The sequence below is a fragment of the Endozoicomonas sp. ONNA1 genome, assembly GCF_024606325.1.
Classification (GTDB): Bacteria; Pseudomonadota; Gammaproteobacteria; order Pseudomonadales; family Endozoicomonadaceae; genus Endozoicomonas_A.
The window spans coordinates 1-1783 of record NZ_JAHHPN010000114.1 but is presented as its reverse complement, the minus strand read 5'-3'; the positions used below and the strand labels follow the sequence as shown (position 1 = coordinate 1783).

4 protein-coding genes are annotated in these 1783 nt (G+C 42.3%); all 4 read left to right on the top strand.

Annotated elements, in window-relative coordinates; genetic code table 11:
• A partial coding sequence (locus tag KDK19_RS02625; RefSeq protein WP_257291292.1) for a hypothetical protein occupies positions 1–486 on the top strand: 486 nt, incomplete at its 5' end.
• Between the two features lie 213 nt (positions 487–699).
• Positions 700–942 carry a type II toxin-antitoxin system RelE/ParE family toxin gene (locus KDK19_RS02620; RefSeq protein ID WP_257291291.1) on the top strand — a complete coding sequence of 81 codons (243 nt, stop codon included), beginning with the start codon at positions 700–702 and terminating at the stop codon, positions 940–942.
• Positions 935–1222, top strand: a complete 288-nt coding sequence (locus KDK19_RS02615; protein WP_257275640.1) for a DNA-binding transcriptional regulator — start codon at positions 935–937, stop codon at positions 1220–1222. Before KDK19_RS02620 ends, KDK19_RS02615 begins: the two co-directional genes overlap by 8 nt.
• Before the next feature lie 106 nt (positions 1223–1328).
• Positions 1329–1661 carry a hypothetical protein gene (locus tag KDK19_RS02610; protein WP_257275639.1) on the top strand — a complete coding sequence of 111 codons (333 nt, stop codon included), beginning with the start codon at positions 1329–1331 and terminating at the stop codon, positions 1659–1661.
• Positions 1662–1783: the final 122 nt, after the last annotated feature.

Here is a 1783-nt window from a genome sequence, read left to right as displayed (position 1 = left end):
GTCGCCCCTAAAGGGGCTGGGACGCCGCTGTGCGGCGCCCCACAGCATGGCGTTATGTTTCTAGGATATGTTATGAGTAACGAAATACCTACAAGAGTACATGTTGTAAGCTGGTTTTTCATGATTATAGGGAGCTTAAGTGTACTCAGCGGTGCTGGAAATTTAATGGTCAGAGAATCTGGCGATCTAGCGATATCAATTATTTGGCCAGTGTTAATGCAGATCTTTATAGCATTAATGCTTATCGTTGGCGGCTATGGATTACTCAAAGGCTCAGAATTAATGCGAAAGTTGCTTGTCAGATTATCGTTTTTAATTCTGATATTAATGGCTATTTTTTACGTTGATAAATCATTTGATTTCAGCTTTGTGTATTCTCTTGCCATAGGCTATTTGTTCTATCTTGTTCCATTAATATTTGTAATTCGAGCATTACAAAGTGATATCACCAAAGGCTACACCAACCGAAACATAACAAGGCGCTAAAGTACGTTCCAGGCTTCGCCCTCCACCCGACGCAGCCTGTTGCTGCGCGGCTTATCTTGGCGTTATGCCTCATGTACAAACTTAAAGAAATTCAAGAAGATATGAAAATTTGACAAAGTACGGCAATGCCGTATACTTTAACTCATGATATTTATTGAAACAAGCAAGTTCACCAAGTTGCTATCTGAATATTTATCGGATGATGAGTATAGGATGTTGCAATGGCACCTACAGGAAAAGCCTGAATCTGGTGATATTGTTCGTGGTAGTGGTGGTGTACGAAAAGTAAGGTGGGCACCTGAAGGTAAGGGTAAAAGCGGTGGTGTTCGGGTAATTTACTACTGGAAGAAGAGTGACCATGAAATTTGGATGTTAACGATTTATAGCAAATCTGAGCAAGCCACTGTTCCCGGTCACATTCTGAAGAAAATTGCGGAGGCTATCGAAAATGCGTGATAGAGATATAGGCCAGGAAATTCTTGATGGTATAGAAGAGATAAAAGCCTTCAAGTCAGGCGAAAAAGAATTGAAAACATCTATTCTTTCAGAGCCATCTCCGGCTAAAGAGATTAGAAAAAAGCTAAAATTGTCACAATCAGCGTTTGCTGGTTTTATGGGCGTTAGCATCAGAACCATACAAGACTGGGAACAAGGTCGCCGAAGTCCACAAGGTCCAGCAAAAGCCCTCTTGCGAATCGCAGAGCAGTGCCCGGAAGTCTTCCAAGAGCTGCGATAATCTCAGCAAAGGCATAACAAAAAGTTCAAGTTCGTTCCAGGGCTTCGCCCTTCCACCGGACGGCGCTAGATGCGCCGCCGCTTAACTTGGCGTTAACTGTATAGATATGGAAGAAATCGCACTAGGATCGATCAACTCAAAGTTCTATGAAAAGAATGGAGAGCAATACTATAAAATATCGCCAATATTGGGGCAGCAGATCAATTTCTTTCTCGATGCTCCTGTATCTGAAATCAAAGTATTAAAGAGCACAGAGCAAGAACTAGTAATAAAAAGAGGCAGGCTTAAACTTAAAATGGCATTCAAGCCATATGTTCCGGGGCTTCAAAAACTTCGCCTAATGCCAATCTATTTCGACTTCTTACCAATGGGGGTTTATTTCTGTGAAATATCCGAAACAAACAAAAATAGGTTACTCGGTACATTCGGCAACAGTTAACAAGTTTAGGCAACCTCGCCCCTACGGGGCTGGACAGCCAAAGCTTCGCTTCGGCTGCCGTTGCTAAAGGCGTTAGCAGGCAGCAATAATAGAGAGTTTCTGGTTGTGAAAAGACCAGTTTT